Here is a 16,950-nt window from a genome sequence, read left to right as displayed (position 1 = left end):
AATTCACCTCTCTTCCCTGCTCTTATACTCTAAATAAAGAAAATCTATGATCATGACAAGGTATCCTGTCAGCAATCCTACACCTAGGCCCCACATCGCGATTAACTCTTGATATTTGGCTGCAAATAAAATTAATAACCCAATCGTGGCGAATCTTGAATATGTACTTACCGCTGTTGCCTTGAACTTCACGTTTTCTCCATTTGTTACGCGATCTAGCAGCTTGTCTGTTCTACGTGCAATGATGCGCAAACTAAGAAAACTGAAAATCGTACCGATAATCAGTCCAAGAAATACATCCTTGTAAGAGGTAAATCCCCATCCTAGCACTAGAAGCGCAAGCAAGTAGTACATATATTTCTTTTGTCTTTGGACAAGTCCATGTACGTCTATCATCATTGCTCTCCCGAATAGTAATGTCGAATGAGTCGAATCATTGCGTATACCCCTGTTCCTAGTCCGAGTAATAACCCTATAATAAGAAACAACGGAAACGTTCCAACCTTATTATCAATCCACTGCCCACCAAAGATTCCAACAAGAATAGAACCGACTAACTGAGCGAGAATACCTGACATTAAAGCATAAGCTTTTATATGGCTGCGATCGTTTTTTTGCAAGGATTCATCCCTCCAATATGTAACCCTCATTCACGATGTGTTAATAATAACTCATTTTTTTGCATAAATCCTATACAAAACAAAAAGTTTACATTTTCGTCACGGAATAGATGTAATTTTGTCACTGAAAGCCCTACCATCTATCCCCGTTGTTAGCATACAATAGGGTATTAACAGTGTCAACGAGAAATCGTAAAAAATCTAAAAATTTGAGTATTAGGCATTTCCTCCCAAAAATGAAAACGTTCCCCTTCTAAATACTGGTTACATATATGCAATTTCTAACAGTTTTCTCTTTATAATAGAAGGAAATGTTCACAAGTTTGTCACTATTATATTTTCGAGATATAACGCTTTTCTTCCATAATATAGTGTTCCTCAGACGTAAGACTTCTATATTATATGTGAGGTGTATGCAACTTATGTTGTATATACGATGTATATTTATCCTCTCCCCCTCCCCTACTTGCTTACAGCAAAAAAAGACGAGCTGGGGAATCTCCCCTGCTCGTCAGTTGTCTTACTTCGTTCCGAATAAACGGTCACCAGCATCACCAAGACCTGGTACTACATATCCGTGGTCATTTAATTTCTCATCTAATGCTGCTACATAAATATCAACATCAGGATGTTCTTCTTGTACTACTTTTACCCCTTCTGGAGCTGCAACGATACACATTAATTTAATTTGTTTCGCACCGCGCTTTTTCAGAGAGTTAATTGCTTCAGCCGCAGAACCACCTGTTGCTAGCATCGGATCTAGTACGATAAAGTCACGCTCTTCTACATCCGTTGGAAGTTTCACATAGTATTCTACCGGTTGCAATGTTTTAGGGTCACGGTATAAACCAACGTGTCCTACTTTTGCTGCTGGAATTAATTTCAGAATTCCATCAACCATTCCTAAACCTGCACGTAAAATCGGAATTAAACCAAGTTTTTTACCAGCGATCACTTTTGTTGTCGCTTTGCTTACAGGTGTTTCAATTTCAATGTCCTTAAGTGGAAGGTCGCGAGTAATTTCGAAAGCCATTAAGCTTGCTACTTCGTCCACTAATTCACGAAAATCTTTCGTACCTGTATTCTTATCGCGAATATATGTAATCTTATGTTGAATTAACGGGTGATCAAATACATACAGTTTTCCCATGTGAATCTCTCCTTTAGATGATATTCATGCGTTTGCACGCTTTTTTACACTATTTACGATTGTAAAGAAAACGCTACTAATATTCAAGGGCAAATTTGGCAAAATCATGATTTTACGATGAATCTATCTAGTATCTTTACCAATTATGGGAGCTGTATCCTTCATTATATCGCCAAAATTTATTCATCATTTGTATACATACTTTAAAAATAATATATGTCCACAAAAAAGACCGCCAAAACAATTAAGTCTCGGCAGTCTTCTTCAATCTATTATAGATTTGGATACATTGGGAATTTGCTAGTTAACGCTTCTACACGCTTACGTACTTCTTCTAATGCAGCTTCATTGTCATGATTTTTTAATGTATAGGCAATAAGTGACGCAATTTCATCCATTTCTTCTAAACCGAAACCACGAGATGTTACAGCTGCTGTACCGATACGTACACCACTTGTTACAAATGGGCTTGCTGTTTCAAATGGAATTGTATTTTTGTTCACTGTAATACCAACTTCATCTAATACGTGCTCTGCTACTTTACCTGTGATTTCTAAGTTACGAACATCAATCAAGATTAAGTGATTGTCTGTTCCGCCAGAAACAAGTGTAAGTCCTTCTTTTTGGAGACCTTCAGCTAAGCGGTTCGCATTGTTAATGATATTTTGTGCATATGTTTTGAAATCATCTTGAAGTGCCTCACCAAATGCAACAGCTTTCGCAGCGATTACGTGCATAAGTGGACCACCTTGAATACCAGGGAAGATTGATTTATCAATTTGTTTTGCAAATTGCTCTTCACATAAAATCATACCACCACGCGGGCCACGTAACGTTTTATGTGTTGTCGTTGTAACGAAATGTGCATGTGGTACTGGATTTGGATGTAAACCAGCAGCTACTAAACCAGCGATATGTGCCATATCAACCATTAAATAAGCGCCCACTTCATCTGCAATCTCACGGAATCGCTTGAAATCGATAACACGAGGGTATGCACTTGCACCTGCAACGATTAATTTTGGTTTATGTTCTTTCGCTTTTGCTAATACATCATCGTAATTAATACGGTGAGAGTCAGCATCCACGCCATATTCTACGAAATTATATTGTACTCCACTGAAGTTAACAGGGCTTCCGTGTGTTAAGTGACCACCATGAGATAAATTCATACCAAGTACTGTATCGCCTTGCTCTAAAATCGTGAAGTATACTGCCATGTTCGCTTGTGCACCAGAGTGTGGTTGAACATTGACGTGCTCTGCGCCGAAAATTTCTTTCACACGATCACGTGCGATATCTTCTACTACGTCTACGTGTTCACAGCCACCATAGTAACGTTTTCCAGGATATCCTTCAGCATACTTATTCGTTAAAACAGAACCTTGTGCCTCCATTACTGCTTCACTTACGAAGTTTTCCGAAGCAATTAACTCAATCTTTGAACGCTGTCTTCCTAGTTCTGCCTCAATTGCAGCAAATACCTTTTCATCTTGACGTTTTAAATGATCCACCAAAATCCCCCTTTTCTGAACGAATTACATCGATTCCCAATAGTTTTTTCTCATTTATTCAGAAAAAACGAAAATTCAGGTTGTAATTCTTTCGAACCTTCATGTTTTCAACTACATTCTAACATGACTTTCTATATCATAAAAGAAAAAAAAGACCGAAAATCGGTCTTTTCTTTCTTCTATTATAAAGTCAGACAACATACCTTTTATCTTATGATAAACAGTTACTATATGACTTCCTAATTTCTCATATTTAACGGCAAGTGGTAGTCTCTTCCGCTGCCGCATAGACAGCACGTGCCCCACCAATTAGTTTTCCACGTGTTTTGGCCATCGTTACATGCGCACTTCCAATTTCCTTCACACTTGTACGAACCGGAACAGCTACATGCTTTAAATGCATACCGATAAATGTATCACCAATATCCATTCCTGCATCAGCTTTAATAAACTCAACTACTACCGGATCTTTCAAATTGTGATACGCGTATGTCCCCAATGCACCACCTGCTGATCTAACAGGCGTAACTGTTACAATTTCAAATTGATATTTTATCGCTACTTCTCTCTCAACTACTAAAGCACGGTTTAAATGCTCACAACATTGAAACGCTAATTCAATACCTGTTTGCTCTTGAAATTGTTTTAACTCAGAGAAAATCGCCTCTGCTACTTCCATCGTTCCTGATGTTCCAATTCTTTCGCCTAGCACTTCGCTCGTGCTACAACCCACTACAAAAATTTGACCGCTTTGTAATGAAGCTTGTTCTTGGAAATCAGAAAGCAACATTTGTAGCTGTTCTCTTACCTTTACGATTTCTGTCATTACGCCTCTTCCTTTCACAGGTTGGTTCACCAAATTATATTGCACACTACTGATAGTTAGAATCTATTACTTTGTTTCGTATGTTTTAATTTTTCCTACGCGGTTTTCGTGACGACCACCTTCATAGTCAGTTGTTAACCAGATTTTCGCAATATCACGCGCTAGACCAGCACCAATTACACGCTCGCCCATTGCTAGCATGTTAGTGTCATTATGCTCTCTCGTTGCTTTCGCGCTGAAAGTATCATGAACTAACGCACAACGGATACCATTCACTTTGTTTGCTGCGATTGACATACCAATGCCTGTCCCACAAACTAAAATACCACGATCTACTTCACCATTCGCTACCATTTCAGCTGCTGGAAACGCAAAGTCAGGGTAATCAACAGAACCAGCTTCACATTCACAACCTAAATCAATATATTCAATATTTAACTCTTCTAATAAACTTACAAGTTCTTTGCGGATATTCATACCGCCGTGATCAGATGCTATTACTACTTTCATTTTTACCCCTCCAAAGTTTCAATCCATTATCTTCATTTCTCACTCGATCCTTTAATGGGACGAAGTGATCTCCAATATCGTATTATACACGAAACATCAACCTTCTGAATGGTTTTTCAGTAAAGTTTGTACAAGTTTTTCCATCTCTTCTAACGTTTCTTTATAAATAGAAAGTGATCCGCCAAATGGATCTGAAATATCCTTACTTATTCCCTCAGCTACTCCATATAATGTATCTACTTTCTCTTCGACACTCGGATAATGCCCAAGGACAATTTGCTTATGGTTTTCCGTCATTGTTACTACAATATCTGCCCAACCAATCAAAGTTTCGTTTACCTGCTGCGCGGCATGATCGATTGCAATTCCCTTTTCAGCTAAAGCTTCCTTCGCATGTACCGATGCATCGCTCCCAGGATAGGCGAAAACACCAGCAGATTGCACTTCAAACTTATCTCCTCCGTGATGACGAAGCAACGCCTCAGCCATTGGACTACGACATGTATTGCCAGTACAAACAAATAACACTCGTTTCATTCAAACCCACCCCTATATTCCATTTCTTATCACTCATCATAACTTACATTAGAATAGAACAAAAGAAATGTGAATATACAAAAGGCGCATTTCTCTTATATTTTTTCTAAGAAAAATGCGCCTTATCCACATATATGTGAAGCCCTATTTCCAAGTGCCTAGAGTATTTTAACATACCTGCTGAACATACAACAAAAATAAGGAATCCATTTCATACGAAACGGATTCCTCTTATATAGCAATTATTTCATTGTAACTTTCATTACTTCTGTTGAACCTTTTGTAGCTGCTACGCCTACAGTTGTCTTAATAGACTCAGCTGCATCTGTGTTTGTAATAACAATTGGAGTAATTGTGCTTTTCGCTTTTTCACGGATTAATTCTAGGTCGAATGAGATTAATTTATCTCCAGCTTTTACAGCTTGGCCTTCAGAAACGTGAGCTTCGAAACCTTCGCCTTCCATTTTTACAGTTTCTAATCCAACGTGGATTAAAATTTCTGTACCGTTTTTCGCTTTAATTCCGATAGCATGTTTTGTGTGGAATAATTGTACGATTTCACCATCAACTGGAGATACAACTACACCTTCAGTAGGATCGATTGCAACACCGTCACCCATCATACGACCAGCAAATACTGGATCTGGTACTTCTTCAATATTTTTCACTGCTCCAGTTAATGGAGCTACGATTGTTTCTTCATTTGTTTTTGAACCAAGACCGAATAATTTTTTAAACATAGGATAGTCCTCCTTATAATTTACCTAAAAGTTTATAGGGCAATCCCTAGTAAAGCTCGGGATACATGTAAGACTTCATACTTCGAATATTATACTGTAAAAACGCTTTCGAAATAAATTACGTCATTACTAATAGACTCTTATTGTAGCGCTTCACAAAATTCCAGTCAATTCTGATTGTCTGAATAACAATTAGAAGTTAACTTCTATTTATATTTTCTCTTTTTTTGCCCAACTTGTCTAGAGGTCTTTACTACATTTTATTTTTTGTTGTTAATTTGTAAAATTTAATTCAAACTTTTTTCAAAATCCACTTGACTAAAGTAAGTAACTATTTTATCATTACTTACGTAAGGTAAGTTGATAACTTTTAGGAGGTTTTGAAAAATGATGGATTTCGGTCTACTTATTATTCGTCTTATTATAGGAATTACATTCATGGGTCATGGTGCTCAAAAATTATTTGGTTGGTTCGGCGGTTACGGTTTAAAAGGAACAGGTGGCTGGATGGAGTCAATCGGTTTACGCCCTGGTGTATTTATGGCATTTATGGCTGGCGCAACTGAATTACTAGGTGGTTTCTTATTCGCATCAGGTATTTTCATTGTAGTTGGTTCATTATTTATCGTTGGAACAATGTTAATGGCTATCTTCACTGTTCACGGAAAAAATGGTTACTGGGTAACACAAAACGGATATGAATATAACTTAATGTTAATCGCTGTCGCTGTTGGTGTAGCTTTAATCGGACCTGGGGCATACGTTTTACTTTAATTTTTATCTCAAATTTGAGATTCTTGAAAAAAGAACTTACTTCATTACAATTGAAGTAAGTTCTTTTTATGAAACAAAATATTATTTCCAGCAGGATTTTCTCATCGTTATCTTGTAAACAAACAATAAGTATTCATATTTAGAAAGGGGATTACAAGCATGTTATCCATTAATCCAGATGAACAAACTGAAAAAGATAATTACAAATTACTTACTGGAAGTATCATCCCTCGTCCTGTAGCATTCGTTACTTCTGTAACAAAAGACGGTGTATTAAACGGAGCGCCATATAGTTATTTCAATATTGTCGCTGCTAATCCACCACTTATCTCAGTATCTGTACAACGAAAAGCTGGAGAAAGAAAGGACACTTCCCGAAACGCAATTGAAAAAGGAGAATTTGTTGTACATATTTCTGACGAATCATATGTAGCAGCAATTAATGAAACAGCAGCTAACCTCCCGTCAAATGAAAGTGAAATTGAACTAGCAAAACTAACACCAATCAAAAGTGAAGTCATCTCTGTTCCAGGTATAAAAGAAGCAAATATTCGAATGGAATGCGTATTAGAACGTGCAATTCCACTTGGCGGAACGGAAGACTCACCAGCTTGTGATCTACTAATTGGACGCGTCGTTCGTTTCCACATTGCCGAACATCTATATGAAAAAGGGCGCATTCACGCCGAAGGACTCAAACCAATAAGCCGCTTAGCAGGACACAACTATGCAAAATTAGGAGAACAATTTGAATTGGTTAGGCCAGTTTAAAAGTGGAAGTGGCCTGTTTAGCTCTGACCAGCTAAGGTTCTCTCGCACAAAAGGTGCTTTTTACCTTGAGTAGCAGAGGTTCTTAGATGCGAAGAGCTGGCCACTGGAACTGGATAATATCTAAAAGCGGCAGCGGCTCGCTCAGAATGGGAGGGGAATGGAGCTTCTGACGTAGAGGCGCTTTTTGCCTCGCAGGAAGACGCGAAGCCACCGACCATTCTAGCCGCTGAAGCTGGATATATTTAAAAGCAAGGCGGCTAGATTCCTCCCATCACTCAAATATAAAATCCCCTGCTTTTTAGCAGGGGATTTTCTCATTGTAATTCTTCCTTCTTTTCCTCTAAAGTAGGCATTTTCTCTTTTTTCGGCTTCCCTAGCTTAATTACGAAGAAGTATAGGGAAAGCAATGTAATAAGAAAAACAATTAAAAACGGGTACGGAGAGTAAAAGGCACGCGCCGCCTCAGTCTTTCCCGCAACAAATTTCAATGACTCAATATCTAAAAACTCAGCAAACATTTGTACACCGAGCATACTAAACCAAAAAACAAAAAAACTAATAATAATACCAAAAACTTGCTTCAATCTCGTCATTCATCTCATCCTTTCTATATCTGTAATTTTTAGCGCAATAAATATAGTACAAACAAAATATTCACAGAAAGGAACTATCTCACCATTCACGAATTAACTTAATCCAACCTAACATCGAAATTTGCAAAATAATACCCCAAATTATAAGTCTTCTTAGCCATCGAGGATAGAAGGTTAAAAATTTAACATACCATTCCAATAGCTTGTTCATAATTCCCTCCTACATAAAATTATATAGGAAAAAGGATATATAATCCAAACCCAACCAAAATGATACCACCTACTACCTCACCATATGTACCGAGCATATCTTTCGCATGTCTCCCAATTAATAAACCCATCCACGCTAATAACATGCTAACAAATCCAAAAAGTAAAATCGTAATAATTGTTTGTGCCCCATAAATACCAAGACTAAGTCCTACTGAGAAGCTATCTATACTGACGCCAAATGCAAATACGAATAAACCAATTCCAATAGGGGCTGTTCTAGTCTCTTCATTTTGTAAAATGGTCGAATATACGATATAAAACCCTAGTCCAATTAATAAAATAGCACCCGCAAAATGTGCGATATCTCCATACTTCTCTGATAAAAAATGACCTAGTACCATTCCTATAAACGGCATAATAATATGAAATATCCCTATCGTCATACCAATATACAGGATTTGTCTTAACTTTAGGGGCATCATCCCCATACCAAGACTCACCGAGAACGCATCCATCCCTAAGGCGAACGCCATAATTATTAAAGGTATTAGCTGTTCAAACGTCATTCATGCCCCTCCTTGGACGTGCTACTTCACAATATGCTTATCCAAGGAGAAATATTCTGTTTGCTAATCTTACCTTATCATTCAATAATAATATGATGTCCTGCCGCTTTTGTTAAACGATTCATAATTGCATTCCCTATTCCTTCATTAGGAAATGACTCACTAAAAATAACATCCACTTCACTTGCATCAAATGTTCTAAGTACATCATATAATTTAGTCGCAACAATAGCTAAGTCACTTCTAACACCACAAGATAATATAACATCTGCACTATATACATGCTGATACTCTTCTGTCGTTAATACGCCTACTTTAAATCCTTCTTCCTTTTTCTCATCCACAAGATGCTGAATAAACTCACGTGAACCCTCAACAATACTAAGTGGTGCTTTCGGTGCATAATGTGTGTATTTCATTCCAGGTGATTTCGGTTTTTCCTTCTCATCCTTTAAAGCTGGATCTAAAGAAACCGTACCTATCACCGCTTCTAATTGTTCTTTCGTAATCCCACCTGGACGTAATATTGTTGGAACCGCGCTTGTACAATCAATTACAGTTGATTCAACGCCTACTCCAGTTGCACCACCATCAACAATACCTGCAATCTTCCCATTCAAATCTTCATATACGTGAGAAGCTAATGTTGGACTTGGACGCCCTGAACGATTCGCACTTGGTGCCGCAACAGGTACATTCGCCTCTTCAATAAGAGCAAGTGCAATTGGATGATCCGGCATTCTTACTCCAACCGTATTAAGTCCTGCCGTCACCTTCTCTGAAATCCCTTCTTTTCTCGGCAAAATAATTGTTAATGGTCCTGGCCAAAAATGCGCCATTAACTTCTCTGCAACTGGTGGAATTTCTTTCACAATCCCATCTAACTGAGATTTTGTACCTATGTGGACAATGAGTGGATTATCACTCGGTCTTCCTTTCGCTTCGAAAATTTTCGCGATTGCTTCATCGTTCATCGCATTTGCACCTAACCCATAGACTGTTTCCGTAGGGAAAGCCACCGCCTCATTTTCTCTTAATAATTTTGCTGCTTCTTGTAACTGTGGATAATATTTTTTTCTTTCCACAACATTATCCACAACCCACATATTTGTATGCATTTTTTTCCACGTCCTTTTCTACCCTTAAATACTTGTCTATTTTTAGTTTACTATGAGATTTATCCAAAAGACAAACAAGGTTTATCCACAAAATGTGGATAAACCTAATTAATCCGTGGATAACTTTGTGTATAGCTGACAATTTAGTATTATTGCATTCTGCTCTTTTATATTTTTACAAAAATGTTCTAGCTGTTGAATTCCCTCTGAAACCTCATCCTTTTCTATAGTAAAAAAGTCAAAGAACTGAAAGATCGGTACAGATTGTGGATGATTTGTTAGTAAGTACAATTGTTGAACACTTTTTTCTTTCATATACTGCAAAAACATTTCAAAAAAATATAAGAAAGTCTGTTTATCCACATGAGGTGTGAATAAACAAGAACGAATAAGCACATCTTCCCCACTTTGTTCATAACCAATTACAGCTCGTATTTCTTCCGCCTCTTCCAAAATCATAAATTGTGCGTACAACTCATTTATTTTATCATCTTTTTTATTAGCTTGTCCGAAAAAAGAATGTAATCTTTCCACATCTGCTTTCGTAGCAAAATACACTTTCTTCATAATAAATCCCTCCTCATTTTTATATATGAAGAGGGATTTATTAATAGTACTATTTAGAGAATAAAGATGTAAAAGCTTCTACAATAAACAATTTAACTTCTGGCTTTTCTTCTTCCTCTTCTACTTTTACATACTCATTTTGCTTTTCTTGTTTTTTCTCCACAGGTTTCTCCACTTTTTCCACAGTTTTCATTTCTTCTTTACTTACAGGCTGCTCTTCGACTTTTGTTTCATTTTTTACTACTTTCTTTTCAGAAGCTGTTACTTTTTTTACTACTTCCTGCTTTACAGCTTTCGTTTCTTTTACCTTATCTACTTTCTTCTCTTCTTTATCTATTACTTCCTCATCTAGTTGTTTCACCTGCTCCTCTTCAGGAGATTCCGCCTTCACAACGTGCTCTTCTTTTCTTACAGCTGTCCCGCTCGAAAAATCTAAGAAACACATTGGTGGAAATAATACACACCACCAGTTCGCCCCTTCACCTTCTCCAATTGTGATTAATACTGCTTCATATTCTCCTGCTGGATAAATAAAATTCCCGTATACCTTTGTAGGAAACTTTACATTCTTACTAAATTTCACTTGAAATGAATCTTTACTTCCTTCTCTTTTTAACGTATTTTCCACCGTTTTCTCGATTTCTGGAATATGACTTTGAATTACTTTGCGTGCCTCTTCAAATGAAGTTAAATCCGCTACCCACCCATCAATTTGTGCTTTTACTTCATCACGCACTTTACGTTTCAATGCCTGGTCTTTATCTGAATCACTATTTGCTAAAATTCGTAATCGAACGGCCTCTTTCGGAATAACTGAAGGCCCTTTCGCATCAGCTTTCATATATCCAAACTGCACAAGTAACTGTGCACCAATTAATAGTATAAGAAGATAAGCAATAACTTGTTTTTTCATTTCCTCCACCGTCCCTTCTACAAACAGTGTGGACAGACTTTCATCTTTCTAAACTATTAAATTCAAAATCTATATGAATTTTTCCACAAAAAAATAGAGTAAGGTGTGAACCTTACTCCATCTCTGCAAATACCATACGATCTTTTCCGTTAATATCGAAAACAACCTCAACATGAGCATGTGGAAAAGCTTGTTGTAACAATCTTTTTACATCCTCACCTTGTCCTACTCCAATTTCAAACGCCACAATCGCTTTCTTCTGCAACACATTCGGCAATTCTTCCATAAAACGGCGATAGAAATCTAATCCGTCTTCACCACCAACAAGTGCTCTCTTCGGCTCATGCTCTTTCACAACAGGAGAAAGACCACGCCAATCCTCTTCCGGTATATATGGCGGATTTGAAACAACAACATCTAGCTTTTGACCCGTTTTATGAAATGGTGACAATAAATCACCGTGATAGAACGTTACTTCTGCACCTAAAGCTTTTGCATTTTCTTTTGCAACTTCAATCGACTCTTGTGCAATATCTACTGTATAAACATGAAGATTTTCATTTTCTAAAGCAAGCGTAATAGAAATCGCTCCACTACCTGTACCTATATCTGCTACATGTAGTTTCTCATCACCAAAATGGCGCTCGATTCTTTCTAATACTCCCACTATAAGCTCTTCTGTTTCCGGTCTTGGTATTAATACTTCTTCATTCACAAAGAAAGACCGTCCATAAAACATTTCATAACCAATCATATATTGAATAGGAATACCTTCTACATGCTTGTGGATAAACTCCGTAAAGCTTTTCTCTTGATCCTCAGTTATTTCTTCACGCATATTCATAAGTAATCCTGTTCTGTTCACCTTTAATACATGACAAAGGACAATTTCTCCCGCATTTTCATCTCGTCCATTTTCCTGTAAAAAAGAAGAAGCCCATTTCAGGGCTTCATAGACACGCATTACTCAGCTGCCTCCATCTTTTGAGCCTGATCTTCCATCACTAAGGCATTGATGAAATCATCTAACTTACCTTGTAAGATTTGATCTAGCTTTTGAATCGTTAAACCGATTCGATGGTCTGTAACACGGTTTTGCGGGAAGTTATACGTACGAATACGCTCTGAACGATCTCCCGTACCAACAGCTTGTTTACGGTTTTGATCATACTCAGCTTGCGCTTCTTGTCTAAACTTATCATAAACACGTGCGCGTAATACTTTCATCGCTTTTTCTTTATTCTTGATCTGTGATTTCTCATCCTGACAAGATACAACTACACCAGTCGGTAAATGCGTTAAACGCACCGCTGACATCGTTGTATTAACGCTCTGTCCACCAGGTCCACTAGAAGCGAATGTATCAACACGAACATCTTTCTCATGAATATCAATTTCTACTTCTTCTGCCTCTGGTAATACAGCTACAGTTGCTGTAGATGTATGAATACGTCCACCAGATTCCGTTTCAGGAACACGTTGTACACGGTGAGCACCATTCTCGAATTTCAGCTTCGCGAAAGCACCTTTACCATTAATCATAAAGATAATCTCTTTATATCCACCTAACTCTGTATAGCTAGCCTCAATAATCTCCGTTTTCCAGCCCTGTACCTCAGCGTAACGGCTATACATACGGTATAAGTCACCAGCAAATAAAGCTGCCTCGTCTCCACCAGCAGCTCCACGAACCTCAACGATAACGTTCTTATCATCATTAGGGTCTTTTGGAACAAGTAAAATTTTCAGACGCTCTGATAATGTTTTATCTTGTGATTCTAACTCAGAAACTTCTTCTTTTACCATTTCACGCATTTCTGCGTCTAACTTATCTTCTAACATTGCTTTCGCATCTTTTAATTGCTCACGAACATCCTTATACTCACGATACACCTCTACCGTTTCCTGTATATCAGACTGTTCCTTTGAATATTCACGAAGCTTATTTGAATCACTAATAATCGCTGGATCACTTAACAATTCATTTAACTTCTCATAACGATTTTCTACAGCTTGCAAACGATCTAACACATCATTCACCTCTACATCCTAGTATCTAATACAAATAGTATATGGTACTTACTCAAAAAAACGCAAATTATATTTAAAAGCGCAAGCGGCTCGCTCAGAATCGCAGGCCACTTTCAACTCTCGACCTTGAAGCGCTTTTTGCTTCGAGCGAGAGAGCGAAATGGCCGGAGATTCTAGCCGCTGGAGCTAGATAATATATTTAAAAGTGGCGGTGGCTCTTTCAGCTCTGACCAACTAAGGTTCTTTCGACCTAAAGGTGCTTTTTACCTTTCGGGCGGAAGGTTCTTAGATGCGAAGAGCTAGCCACCGGAACTAGATATATTTAAAAGCATAAGCGGCTCACACCGCTCATTCTCTCTATTTTGAAAAAAACCCGCCTTGCGCAGCGAGTTTTACTTATCTTTGTTTGCAGGTACTGCATGACAATGACGACAACGTGGTTCATACGATTCTGAAGCTCCAACTAAAATAATTGGATCATCAAATGCCGCTGGTTCTCCATCAATTAATCGTTGTGTACGACTTGCTGGAGATCCACATACAGAACATACTGCTTGTAGTTTTGTCACATGTTCAGCAATCGCCATCAGCTGAGGAACTTGTCCAAATGGTAGACCACGGAAATCTTGGTCTAAACCAGCTACAATGACACGATAGCCACGATTTGCCAATACTTGCACCACTTCCACAATGTCCCCATCAAAAAATTGCACCTCATCGATTGCAATAACATCCAGCTCTTCTGTAATATGTTCAAATATATCCTTTGAAGCTGAAACAGGAACTGCTTTTACCTTTAATCCGTTATGTGATACAACATCTTCTTCACTATATCGATTATCAATACATGGTTTAAATACAATTGCATGTTGTTTTGCAAATTGCGTACGGCGCACACGGCGGATTAGCTCTTCTGACTTGCCAGAAAACATACTACCGCAAATCACTTCAATCCAGCCATTTTGATTTATTAAGTACATGAAGCTCTCCTTTCATCTACTTTTCAGTTAAAAGTAGGGTAAAGGTATAATATTTTCGCAAAAAAAACAGACAAGCGAATACATACACTTGCCTGTTTTATGTTTTTATTACTTAAGACCGTATTTCTTATTGAAGCGGTCAACGCGTCCGTCTGCAGTAGCAAACTTCTGACGTCCAGTGTAGAATGGGTGAGAATCAGAACTGATCTCAACTTTTAGTAATGGATAAGTGTTACCATCTTCCCACTCAACAGTTTCGTTAGATCCTTTAGTAGATCCGCTTAAGAATTTGAAGCCTGTGTTTGTGTCCATGAATACAACTTTCTTGTAATCTGGGTGAATTCCTGCTTTCATTCTTTTCATCTCCTTCCGCCCTGAATCATTTTCGAAACAGAGTTTTTCATCTTCAGCTGCATACACAACTATATTGATGAAACACATATGATGAAATTATAACAAGGCTAACTTCATTTTGCAACTACCTGTTTTTGTCTTTTTAATTTTAAAAGCGCAAGCGGCTCGTTCAGAATGGGAGGGGGATGGAGCTTCTGACGTAGAGGCGCTTTTTGCCTCGTAGGAAGACGCGAAGCCACCGACCATTCTAGCCGCTGGAGCTGGATATTAAATTGAAAGTGGAGGTGGCTCGCTCAGCTCTGACCAGCTAAGGTTCTTTCGCCCTAAAGGTGCTTTTTACCTTTCGGGCGGAAGGTTCTTAGATGCGAAGAGCTAGCCACCGGAACTGGATATTATCTTAAAGTGGAGACGGCTCGTTCAGAATCGCAGGGCATTGGAACTCTCGACCTTGAAGCGCTCTTCGCTTCGAGCGAGAGAGTGAAATGACCGGAGATTCTAGCCGCTGGAGCTGGATATTAAATTGAAAGTGGAGACGGCTTGTTCAGCTCTGACTGGCTAAGGTTCTCTCCCATAAAAGGTGCTTTTTACCTTTAATGCGGGAGGTTCTTAGACACGAAGAGCTAGCCGTCGGAACTGGATACATTTTAAAAGCAGAAGCGGCTCGTTCAGAATCGCAGGGCACTTTAAACTCTCGACCTTGAAGCGCTCTTTGCTTCATGCAAGAGAGCGAAATGACTAAAAATTTTAACTGCTGAAGCGGCTCATCCAGCTCTGACTAACTCAAGTTCTTCCACTTATTTCCCTCTTTAATATCACCTAAACAGCATAAAAAACTCGCTTACTATAAAATAAGCGAGTCCTGATTTTTTCCCTTTACTTAGTTGTTACATACCTTTTCGAGTCTGCAACAATGTTTTGTAAAAACTCTTCATTTGTCTTCGTTTGACGAAGCTTACGTAAGAAACTTTCAACGAAGTCTGGTGTATCACGCATTGTTTTACGAATGCCCCATAACTTGTCTAAATGTTCTTTTGGAATTAATAGATCTTCTTTACGTGTACCAGAACGACGAATATCGATCGCCGGGAAGATACGACGTTCAGCTAATGAACGATCTAAGTGAAGTTCCATATTTCCAGTTCCTTTAAATTCCTCGTAAATAACATCGTCCATACGGGATCCTGTATCAACAAGGGCTGTTGCTAAAATTGTTAAGCTACCGCCTTCTTCAATATTACGCGCAGCTCCAAAGAAACGCTTCGGTCTATGGAAGGCAGCTGGATCGATACCGCCTGATAATGTTCTACCACTTGGTGGAATAACGAGGTTGTAAGCTCGAGCTAAACGGGTAATACTATCCATTAAAATGATAACATCTTTCTTGTGCTCTACAAGACGCATCGCACGTTCTAACACAAGCTCAGCTACTTTAATATGATTTTCTGGTACTTCATCAAAAGTAGAACTTACAACATCCCCTTTAACAGAACGTTCAATGTCTGTTACTTCCTCTGGACGCTCATCAATTAAAAGTACAATTAATTCTGCTTCCGGATGATTTGTTGTAACACTGTGCGCGATTTCTTTTAATAGACTTGTTTTACCAGCCTTTGGAGGCGCAACAATTAAACCACGTTGTCCAAATCCAACTGGTGCGATTAAATCCATGATGCGTGTCGGTAACTTTTTCGGTTCCGTTTCCAATTTCATTTGGCGATCTGGGTATAATGGTGTTAATGCAGGGAAATGCACACGCTCTTTTGCTGAATCTGGATCATCTCCATTTACAGCTTCAACTTGTAATAACCCAAAATAGCGTTCATTTTCTTTCGGAGGTCGTACTTTACCAGAAACCTTGTCTCCATTACGTAAATCGAAACGACGAATTTGCGAAGCTGAGATATAAATATCTTCTGAGCTTGGAGAATAGTTGATAGGACGTAGGAATCCAAATCCTTCTGATTGAATAATTTCTAATACACCTTCCATGAAAAAGAAACCTTCTTTTTCTGCTCGAGCTTTCAAAATAGAAAAAATTAACTCTTTTTTCGTTAACTTGCTATAATACGAAATCTTAAATTCTTTCGCAAGCTCGTATAACTCTTTTAATTTCATGTTTTCTAATGCTGCAATTGACAAATTCATTCAGACACCACACTTTAACGTTATTCTC

At 38.2% G+C, this 16,950-nt stretch carries 22 protein-coding genes; 2 read left to right on the top strand and 20 right to left on the bottom strand.

Annotated features, from left to right (window positions below):
- Positions 1–3: 3 nt before the first annotated feature.
- From CGQ22_RS09415 to CGQ22_RS09370, 9 genes are all read right to left on the bottom strand, one after another.
- Entirely contained in the window at positions 4–396 is a 393-nt protein-coding gene (locus CGQ22_RS09415) for an ATP synthase subunit I (protein WP_000567600.1), read from the bottom strand.
- Positions 396–620: an AtpZ/AtpI family protein gene (locus tag CGQ22_RS09410; protein WP_001171223.1), complete on the bottom strand. Its 225-nt coding sequence runs from the start codon at positions 618–620 to the stop codon at positions 396–398. Before CGQ22_RS09410 ends, CGQ22_RS09415 begins: the two co-directional genes overlap by 1 nt.
- A 26-nt stretch (positions 621–646) precedes the next feature.
- On the bottom strand, positions 647–760 hold the full coding sequence (locus CGQ22_RS09405) for a DUF4024 domain-containing protein (RefSeq protein ID WP_000232962.1): 114 nt from the start codon (positions 758–760) through the stop codon (positions 647–649).
- Between the two features lie 380 nt (positions 761–1,140).
- On the bottom strand, positions 1,141–1,770 hold the full coding sequence (gene upp, locus CGQ22_RS09400; RefSeq protein ID WP_000517539.1) for a uracil phosphoribosyltransferase: 630 nt from the start codon (positions 1,768–1,770) through the stop codon (positions 1,141–1,143).
- A gap of 272 nt (positions 1,771–2,042) precedes the next feature.
- Complete coding sequence (gene glyA, locus CGQ22_RS09395; protein WP_000349804.1) at positions 2,043–3,284, bottom strand: serine hydroxymethyltransferase; 1,242 nt, start codon at positions 3,282–3,284, stop codon at positions 2,043–2,045.
- Between the two features lie 253 nt (positions 3,285–3,537).
- Positions 3,538–4,110 (bottom strand): TIGR01440 family protein, encoded by a 573-nt coding sequence (locus CGQ22_RS09390; RefSeq protein ID WP_000136371.1) that lies wholly within the window; start codon positions 4,108–4,110, stop codon positions 3,538–3,540.
- 66 nt (positions 4,111–4,176) lie between these two features.
- Positions 4,177–4,620: a ribose 5-phosphate isomerase B gene (gene rpiB, locus CGQ22_RS09385; protein ID WP_000869542.1), complete on the bottom strand. Its 444-nt coding sequence runs from the start codon at positions 4,618–4,620 to the stop codon at positions 4,177–4,179.
- A gap of 96 nt (positions 4,621–4,716) precedes the next feature.
- Positions 4,717–5,157, bottom strand: a complete 441-nt coding sequence (locus CGQ22_RS09380) for a low molecular weight protein arginine phosphatase (protein WP_000832367.1) — start codon at positions 5,155–5,157, stop codon at positions 4,717–4,719.
- 242 nt (positions 5,158–5,399) lie between these two features.
- On the bottom strand, positions 5,400–5,897 hold the full coding sequence (locus CGQ22_RS09370) for a PTS sugar transporter subunit IIA (protein ID WP_000473665.1): 498 nt from the start codon (positions 5,895–5,897) through the stop codon (positions 5,400–5,402).
- Between the two features lie 387 nt (positions 5,898–6,284).
- Here CGQ22_RS09370 and CGQ22_RS09365 point away from each other — a divergent pair, with 387 nt between their 5' ends.
- Positions 6,285–6,671 (top strand): DoxX family protein, encoded by a 387-nt coding sequence (locus CGQ22_RS09365; protein WP_000968616.1) that lies wholly within the window; start codon positions 6,285–6,287, stop codon positions 6,669–6,671.
- 159 nt (positions 6,672–6,830) lie between these two features.
- A complete protein-coding gene (locus CGQ22_RS09360; RefSeq protein ID WP_089148601.1) occupies positions 6,831–7,442 on the top strand; it encodes a flavin reductase family protein in 612 nt (203 codons plus the stop codon).
- 314 nt (positions 7,443–7,756) lie between these two features.
- On the opposite strand, the gene CGQ22_RS09350 is transcribed toward CGQ22_RS09360, so the two are convergent.
- The 11 genes from CGQ22_RS09350 to rho all read right to left on the bottom strand — a co-directional run bounded on the left by CGQ22_RS09350 (position 7,757) and on the right by rho (position 16,922).
- Positions 7,757–8,035 carry a DUF3935 domain-containing protein gene (locus tag CGQ22_RS09350; RefSeq protein WP_000197472.1) on the bottom strand — a complete coding sequence of 93 codons (279 nt, stop codon included), beginning with the start codon at positions 8,033–8,035 and terminating at the stop codon, positions 7,757–7,759.
- A gap of 79 nt (positions 8,036–8,114) precedes the next feature.
- Positions 8,115–8,246: a hypothetical protein gene (locus CGQ22_RS32410; RefSeq protein ID WP_001037636.1), complete on the bottom strand. Its 132-nt coding sequence runs from the start codon at positions 8,244–8,246 to the stop codon at positions 8,115–8,117.
- A gap of 19 nt (positions 8,247–8,265) precedes the next feature.
- Positions 8,266–8,814, bottom strand: coding sequence for a manganese efflux pump MntP (locus tag CGQ22_RS09345; RefSeq protein WP_089148599.1), 549 nt, complete (start codon positions 8,812–8,814; stop codon positions 8,266–8,268).
- A 77-nt stretch (positions 8,815–8,891) separates the two neighbouring features.
- Complete coding sequence (locus CGQ22_RS09340) at positions 8,892–9,932, bottom strand: L-threonylcarbamoyladenylate synthase (RefSeq protein ID WP_074593773.1); 1,041 nt, start codon at positions 9,930–9,932, stop codon at positions 8,892–8,894.
- Between the two features lie 108 nt (positions 9,933–10,040).
- Positions 10,041–10,499: a hypothetical protein gene (locus CGQ22_RS09335; protein ID WP_000758439.1), complete on the bottom strand. Its 459-nt coding sequence runs from the start codon at positions 10,497–10,499 to the stop codon at positions 10,041–10,043.
- Positions 10,500–10,548: 49 nt separating this feature from the next.
- Entirely contained in the window at positions 10,549–11,412 is an 864-nt protein-coding gene (gene spoIIR / locus CGQ22_RS09330) for a stage II sporulation protein R (RefSeq protein ID WP_002097913.1), read from the bottom strand.
- Between the two features lie 112 nt (positions 11,413–11,524).
- The gene (gene prmC, locus CGQ22_RS09325) at positions 11,525–12,376 is read right to left on the bottom strand and encodes a peptide chain release factor N(5)-glutamine methyltransferase (RefSeq protein ID WP_001267055.1); all 852 of its coding nucleotides are present in this window, start codon (positions 12,374–12,376) and stop codon (positions 11,525–11,527) included.
- Positions 12,376–13,443 (bottom strand): peptide chain release factor 1, encoded by a 1,068-nt coding sequence (prfA, locus tag CGQ22_RS09320; RefSeq protein WP_000887064.1) that lies wholly within the window; start codon positions 13,441–13,443, stop codon positions 12,376–12,378. Before prfA ends, prmC begins: the two co-directional genes overlap by 1 nt.
- 392 nt (positions 13,444–13,835) lie before the next feature.
- Positions 13,836–14,423, bottom strand: a complete 588-nt coding sequence (locus CGQ22_RS09315) for a thymidine kinase (RefSeq protein WP_000280859.1) — start codon at positions 14,421–14,423, stop codon at positions 13,836–13,838.
- A gap of 108 nt (positions 14,424–14,531) precedes the next feature.
- Complete coding sequence (locus CGQ22_RS09310) at positions 14,532–14,777, bottom strand: type B 50S ribosomal protein L31 (protein WP_000643433.1); 246 nt, start codon at positions 14,775–14,777, stop codon at positions 14,532–14,534.
- A gap of 873 nt (positions 14,778–15,650) precedes the next feature.
- Complete coding sequence (gene rho / locus CGQ22_RS09305; RefSeq protein ID WP_001053903.1) at positions 15,651–16,922, bottom strand: transcription termination factor Rho; 1,272 nt, start codon at positions 16,920–16,922, stop codon at positions 15,651–15,653.
- Positions 16,923–16,950: the final 28 nt, after the last annotated feature.

This window comes from Bacillus sp. M13(2017), from assembly GCF_002218325.1.
GTDB lineage: Bacteria > Bacillota > Bacilli > Bacillales > Bacillaceae_G > Bacillus_A > Bacillus_A thuringiensis_K.
This window is presented reverse-complemented; position numbering and strand designations above follow the sequence as displayed.

Excerpts from the sequence above, each read along its gene's own strand:
- CGQ22_RS09345 (WP_089148599.1), bottom strand. The coding sequence starts at position 8,814 with ATGACGTTTGAACAGCTAATACCTTTAATAATTATGGCGTTCGCCTTA.
- CGQ22_RS09335 (WP_000758439.1), bottom strand. The coding sequence starts at position 10,499 with ATGAAGAAAGTGTATTTTGCTACGAAAGCAGATGTGGAAAGATTACAT.
- CGQ22_RS09390 (WP_000136371.1), bottom strand. The coding sequence starts at position 4,110 with ATGACAGAAATCGTAAAGGTAAGAGAACAGCTACAAATGTTGCTTTCT.
- rpiB (WP_000869542.1), bottom strand. The coding sequence starts at position 4,620 with ATGAAAGTAGTAATAGCATCTGATCACGGCGGTATGAATATCCGCAAA.
- CGQ22_RS09340 (WP_074593773.1), bottom strand. The coding sequence starts at position 9,932 with ATGCATACAAATATGTGGGTTGTGGATAATGTTGTGGAAAGAAAAAAA.
- CGQ22_RS09405 (WP_000232962.1), bottom strand. The coding sequence starts at position 760 with ATGGTAGGGCTTTCAGTGACAAAATTACATCTATTCCGTGACGAAAAT.
- upp (WP_000517539.1), bottom strand. The coding sequence starts at position 1,770 with ATGGGAAAACTGTATGTATTTGATCACCCGTTAATTCAACATAAGATT.
- CGQ22_RS09415 (WP_000567600.1), bottom strand. The coding sequence starts at position 396 with ATGATAGACGTACATGGACTTGTCCAAAGACAAAAGAAATATATGTAC.
- CGQ22_RS09360 (WP_089148601.1), top strand. The coding sequence starts at position 6,831 with ATGTTATCCATTAATCCAGATGAACAAACTGAAAAAGATAATTACAAA.
- rho (WP_001053903.1), bottom strand. The coding sequence starts at position 16,922 with ATGAATTTGTCAATTGCAGCATTAGAAAACATGAAATTAAAAGAGTTA.
- CGQ22_RS09315 (WP_000280859.1), bottom strand. The coding sequence starts at position 14,423 with ATGTACTTAATAAATCAAAATGGCTGGATTGAAGTGATTTGCGGTAGT.
- CGQ22_RS09370 (WP_000473665.1), bottom strand. The coding sequence starts at position 5,897 with ATGTTTAAAAAATTATTCGGTCTTGGTTCAAAAACAAATGAAGAAACA.
- prmC (WP_001267055.1), bottom strand. The coding sequence starts at position 12,376 with ATGCGTGTCTATGAAGCCCTGAAATGGGCTTCTTCTTTTTTACAGGAA.
- CGQ22_RS09310 (WP_000643433.1), bottom strand. The coding sequence starts at position 14,777 with ATGAAAGCAGGAATTCACCCAGATTACAAGAAAGTTGTATTCATGGAC.
- CGQ22_RS09350 (WP_000197472.1), bottom strand. The coding sequence starts at position 8,035 with ATGACGAGATTGAAGCAAGTTTTTGGTATTATTATTAGTTTTTTTGTT.
- spoIIR (WP_002097913.1), bottom strand. The coding sequence starts at position 11,412 with ATGAAAAAACAAGTTATTGCTTATCTTCTTATACTATTAATTGGTGCA.
- CGQ22_RS09380 (WP_000832367.1), bottom strand. The coding sequence starts at position 5,157 with ATGAAACGAGTGTTATTTGTTTGTACTGGCAATACATGTCGTAGTCCA.
- CGQ22_RS09365 (WP_000968616.1), top strand. The coding sequence starts at position 6,285 with ATGATGGATTTCGGTCTACTTATTATTCGTCTTATTATAGGAATTACA.
- CGQ22_RS32410 (WP_001037636.1), bottom strand. The coding sequence starts at position 8,246 with ATGAACAAGCTATTGGAATGGTATGTTAAATTTTTAACCTTCTATCCT.